The sequence below is a fragment of the Escherichia sp. AM3 genome (assembly GCF_032029835.1).
In the GTDB taxonomy this organism is placed as follows: domain Bacteria; phylum Pseudomonadota; class Gammaproteobacteria; order Enterobacterales; family Enterobacteriaceae; genus Escherichia; species Escherichia coli.
Map to the genome: position 1 here is coordinate 1 of NZ_JAVUPQ010000128.1, position 4,670 is coordinate 4,670.

The window sequence follows — 4,670 nt, forward strand, 5'->3', positions numbered from 1 at the left end:
AGCAGACAAGCCCGTCAGGGCGCGTCAGCGGGTTTTAGCGGGTGTCGGGGCGCAGCCCTGACCCAGTCACGTAGCGATAGCGGAGTGTATACTGGCTTAACTATGTGGCATCAGTGCGGATTATAAGAAAAGTGCACCATATGCGGTGTGAAATACCGCACAGATGCGTAAGGAGAAAATGCCGCATCAGGCGCTCTTCCGCTTCCTCGCTCACTGACTCGCTACGCTCGGTCGTTCGGCTGCGGCGAGCGGTATCAGCTCACTCAAAGACGGTGATGCGGTTATCCACAGAATCAGGGGATAACGCCAAAAGAAACATGTGAGCAAAAGGCCAGGAACAGGAAGAAGGCCGCGCCGCTGGCGTTTTTCCATAGGCTCCGCCCCCCTGACGAGCATCACAAAAACAGATGCTCAAGTCAGAGGTGGCGAAACCCGACAGGACTATAAAGATACCAGGCGTTTCCCCCTGGAAGCTCCCTCGTGCGCTCTCCTGTTCCGACCCTGCCGCTTACCGGATACCTGTCCGCCTTTCTCCCTTCGGGAAGCGTGGCGCTTTCTCATAGCTCACGCTGTTGGTATCTCGGCCCGGTGTAGGTCGTTCGCTCCAAGCTGGGCTGTGTGCACGAACCCCCCGTTCAGCCCGACCGCTGCGCCTTATCCGGTAACTATCGTCTTGAGTCCAACCCGGAAAGACACGTAAAAACGCCACTGGCAGCAGCCATTGGTAACCGTTTAGAGGAGTTAGTCTTGAAGTTATGCGCCGGTTAAGGCTAAACTGAAAGGACAGATTTGGTGGCTGTGCTCCTCCAAGCCAGTTACCTTGGTTCAAAGAGTTGCTGCTCTGAGAACCTTCGAAAAGCCGCCTTGCTGGGCGGTTTTTTCGTTTACGGACAAGACTACCTTCAGGATCGTTAGATCTCAAGACAATCATGCATAGTGAGCATACACAGGAGCCGAACTTGCTTACACTGTTCATCTTTTTTGTTTTATTAATAGCTGCATGTTTCTTTTGTTTTGCTCCACCACGAAGAGGATATGACAGAAATGAGATCATTCCATACAAAATAAAACTATCAATAAATAAATATCGCCTTTACATATACTCATCGGGAAAGGTAAGACAATACCTTTTATTTTTAGTTATTTTATCACTGTACTACTCCATAGCGGAACCATTTAAGTCTGAGTTAATAAAAAACATATCATATTCACTGATGGCTGCATTTATTTTTGATACAGGGCTTAATTTTAGCAAGGAGAATATAACTAAAGGAGTGATTTCAACAAGGTGGCATAATGACCTATATTCATCATTTGAGAGAATGAAAGCAATTAATAAAATTTACTACCCATCCAACAAAGAGATAAACACAGAAGGTCTATCCAAAGCCATCACATCATCTCTTTTCAATGATGACGCGAACTCGTTCGCAAAGAGAGATTTTCGCTTGATGTGGGACTTATCTTCTGAAAAATATCTTTCCTATAAAGAAATAATAATAAGAAAAGGCGATAAGCTTGACGCTGTATGCTTGAGATTTATAAATGATGACTACAAGTTTTTAGTTAATTTCAACAGAGATGAAGAGGTTTTCAAATACTTTCCATCTATAATGCAACCTTCACTCAAAACATATAGAGCGTTATCAAGACTAGTAAACTCAATCAAAGATCCTTCTAGATTTAAGTTCACGACAGAGTCATTAGAAATGGAGTTACTAGAATACTTAGAGTTAAGAAATGAATTATTCAATGACATAGAAGAAGTAATGGGTAGCTATGCTCAGAGGGCACCATAGTTCATGATAGCCCTCGATAGTACTTACTTATATTTTTAGAGAGGTTTAAGTGTAAGTAGAGGGAGTAACACCTGGTTTTTCAGCATCCACTCCAATGAATGCTGACACCGATACGCGATAATTCTCTTTATCGTAGCAAAATCATCCTCCAGATTGCGGTTGAGAATAGGTTCATGGTGCGCAATACGATTGCGCAGTTTTCTCACGGGACTTGTTAGCAGTAATGCTTCCCCCCGGGGACAAACGACAGAGATATACAACAAAGGCCCGCAATTAAAATACTCCGTATTTACCATAACGTCGCATTGCGCGTACCGCTTAAACGCGTTCAGCGCGATCACGGCAGCAGACAGGTAAAAACAGCAACAAACCACCCGAAAAACTGCCGCGATCGCGCCTGGTAAATTTTAACCTCATGCATAGTTATGCGCGAAACTGAATGACGATCAGTTTCGCACGTTCCAGCCGTCGAACGGGGCAAAATGGGGAGGTTTGGATATTGTTAATGCTAATGTACGTACATTAACATTGGCGCCATCCGGGTAGGGCGTGCCACAAACTGGCTCGATTTCAGGGGGTACCCCGGTCACATCCCCATTGACGGGCCACGCCAGATCCGCGCTTCGGGTTCCTGCTCTTCATGCCAGCGCCGGGCAAGCTCCTGCGCCTGACGCTCCTGTTCATCCCTTATCTGTTGTTCGTGATAAATAACCGACTCAAGCGGTCGACTTGTCCGGCTAATAGCTGCACCTGCTGACTCAAGTTCACGACACGCTCGTTCAGTATCGCGTTGTTCTGTTGCGTAACCGCGTGCATCTTCTGCAATTCTGCGAAGGCGCTCTCCCACTCGTTCAGCCGCCGCATATAGTCCTGTTGCAAATGCTCTAAGGCGTTCAGCAAATGCCCTTCCAGTTCCGTCATACTCGTTTACTCCCTGACCAGCCTCACGGCGTTCTTGTCGCCCACCGTCCAGGTGTTTTCCCCTTTCACCCCGTCCGGCAGCACCAGAAATTTCCCGTTCTCGCCATTGACGAACGTCACCCCCCAGGTTTTTGCCTCGAGTTTCGCCAGCGTGTTTTCCTGCTCTCTGATGGTCAAGATATTTTTCGCAATCCTGCTTTCCTGCCACTGAATCAGCCCCCAGCACCCCAGGAAAATGCCGCCCGTGACGCTGAGCGCGGTCAGCGCCGGAAACAGTACCCGCCCTTTGATCACCTGCCAGAGCAGGTTTTTCTGCTGCCGGGACAGTTCGGCCTCTGTGGTGCTGAGCTGCGTGCTCACGGTGGTGCTCAGCGTATCCAGTTGCTGTTTCACGGATGTTGTATGTTCGCTGATAGCGTCTCTGATTTTCTGCCTGTTTAAGCTCAGTGCCTTGTCTACAGACTCTTCTAGCTTCCTGAACTCGCTGTTCAGCATGTTCTCGGTAGAAGCGGCTCGCTCTTTCAGTTTCTTCTCGAAGTCCGTTCCCATTTGTAAAAGATTGCTCATACAGCGCCCCCTTTAGCCTGAGATTCCGCCCCCCCTCCGGGTCGGCAATACTGATACTGCTTCTGGTTGTCCTCACCACCTCAAAACCTGCCGCTGTGAGCGCCTCAGTGACATCCTGACGCGTTTTTATTGCTCCGGCACGGTAAAGCGCCTCAAGACCCCGTGTAATCGCTTCTGCGGCCTCCTGTTTCGCTTTTGGCAGATTATTCGGTGTGACAAGCGTCCGTCTGTTCTCCGGTGCGTTCGGGTCACGCAGCCCGTAATGATGATTAACCAGCGTCTGCCAGGCATTTATCCTCGGCCTGTCCGCACGGTCGTAGTACGGCTGGAGGCGCTTACCGCTCTGTAGTTCCATGTTCGGAATGACAAAATTCAGTTCGAGCCGCCCCTTATCCTGGTGTTCCACCCAGAGAATGCTGTACTGGTCTTTTTCGAGACCGGGCATAAGAACACGCTCAAAGCTCGTCATCACTCTTTCGCGTTCACCCGGCGGTAACTCCTTCTCCGCGAACGACAGAACGCCTGACGTGTATTTCTTCGAAAATGGCGTGGCATCAATGAGTTCCCGGATTTCTTCCGGGTTACCCCGGAGCACCGTTGCGCCTTCGCGGTTACGCTCCCGCCCCAGCAGGTAATCGACCGGGCCACTTCCACCGCCTTTCCCCCTGGCATGAAATTTAACTATCATCCCGTCCCCCCTGTTCCCTGACAGCCTGCCGCAACTGGCGCAATTCACCCTCGATGGCCATCAGAGCGGCCACCACATGAACCCGGTCAATCGAAGACCAGTGGCCGCTGTTCACCTTCCGGGCTGTCTGGTTCAGATTGTTCCCGATGGCAGCCAGATGCCGCAGCAATGGCGGCGATAGTGTCGGCAGTTTTCCTGTGCGCGCAACCGGCTCCCCCAGACAGACCCGCCGCATCCATTCTGCCAGTCGTTTACCCTCGCAGCGTTCCAGTAACCGGGCGTGCTCCTCATCGCTAACCCGTATCGTGAGCATCTTCTCGCGTTTCATCGGTATCATTCCCCCTAAAAAATCCCCTATTAAGGAGCCTTAAGACCATGACCAAACAGGAAAAAACAGCCCTTAACATGGCCCGCTTTATCAGAAGCCAGACGCTGACCCTGCTGGAAAAACTCAACGAGCTGGACGCGGACGAACAGGCAGACATCTGCGAATCACTTCACGACCACGCCGACGAACTCTACCGTAGTTGCCTCGCACGCTTCGGCGATGACGGTGAAAGCAACTGAAACATGCAGCTCCCGGAGACGTTCACAGCTTGCCTGTGAGCGGATGCCGGGAGCAGACAAGCCCGTCAGGGCGCGTCAGCGGGTTTTAGCGGGTGTCGGGGCGCAGCCCTGACCCAGTCACGTAGCGA

At 50.7% G+C, this 4,670-nt stretch carries 6 protein-coding genes and 1 pseudogene; 3 read left to right on the forward strand and 4 right to left on the reverse strand.

All coding sequences use genetic code 11. The features are described 5' to 3' along the window. The first annotated feature begins 618 nt into the window (after positions 1–618). Positions 619–768 (forward strand): hypothetical protein, encoded by a 150-nt coding sequence (locus tag RTW80_RS22490; RefSeq protein ID WP_032194431.1) that lies wholly within the window; start codon positions 619–621, stop codon positions 766–768. A 191-nt stretch (positions 769–959) separates the two neighbouring features. Then, positions 960–1,799: a hypothetical protein gene (locus RTW80_RS22495; RefSeq protein WP_001354646.1), complete on the forward strand. Its 840-nt coding sequence runs from the start codon at positions 960–962 to the stop codon at positions 1,797–1,799. Positions 1,800–2,486: 687 nt separating this feature from the next. On the opposite strand, the gene RTW80_RS22500 is transcribed toward RTW80_RS22495, so the two are convergent. From RTW80_RS22500 to RTW80_RS22515, 4 genes and pseudogenes are all read right to left on the reverse strand, one after another. Then, a complete protein-coding gene (locus RTW80_RS22500; RefSeq protein ID WP_000137388.1) occupies positions 2,487–2,720 on the reverse strand; it encodes an MbeD family mobilization/exclusion protein in 234 nt (77 codons plus the stop codon). A 6-nt stretch (positions 2,721–2,726) separates the two neighbouring features. After that, positions 2,727–3,287, reverse strand: a complete 561-nt coding sequence (locus tag RTW80_RS22505; RefSeq protein WP_000067488.1) for an MbeB family mobilization protein — start codon at positions 3,285–3,287, stop codon at positions 2,727–2,729. Between the two features lie 370 nt (positions 3,288–3,657). Then, positions 3,658–3,975 (reverse strand): annotated as a pseudogene (locus RTW80_RS31650) (nuclease); the annotation flags it as partial. After that, positions 3,965–4,288, reverse strand: a complete 324-nt coding sequence (locus RTW80_RS22515) for a MobC family plasmid mobilization relaxosome protein (protein ID WP_001677263.1) — start codon at positions 4,286–4,288, stop codon at positions 3,965–3,967. The pseudogene RTW80_RS31650 and the gene RTW80_RS22515, both read right to left, overlap by 11 nt. A gap of 62 nt (positions 4,289–4,350) precedes the next feature. Here RTW80_RS22515 and RTW80_RS22520 point away from each other — a divergent pair, with 62 nt between their 5' ends. Next, positions 4,351–4,542 carry a Rop family plasmid primer RNA-binding protein gene (locus RTW80_RS22520; RefSeq protein ID WP_000165986.1) on the forward strand — a complete coding sequence of 64 codons (192 nt, stop codon included), beginning with the start codon at positions 4,351–4,353 and terminating at the stop codon, positions 4,540–4,542. Positions 4,543–4,670 lie beyond the last annotated feature (128 nt).

What these genes read in the sequence shown, in the direction of transcription:
- RTW80_RS22500 (WP_000137388.1), bottom strand. Translation starts at nt 2,720, where the DNA reads ATGACGGAACTGGAAGGGCATTTGCTGAACGCCTTAGAGCATTTGCAA.
- RTW80_RS22505 (WP_000067488.1), bottom strand. Translation starts at nt 3,287, where the DNA reads ATGAGCAATCTTTTACAAATGGGAACGGACTTCGAGAAGAAACTGAAA.
- RTW80_RS22515 (WP_001677263.1), bottom strand. Translation starts at nt 4,288, where the DNA reads ATGCTCACGATACGGGTTAGCGATGAGGAGCACGCCCGGTTACTGGAA.
- RTW80_RS22520 (WP_000165986.1), top strand. Translation starts at nt 4,351, where the DNA reads ATGACCAAACAGGAAAAAACAGCCCTTAACATGGCCCGCTTTATCAGA.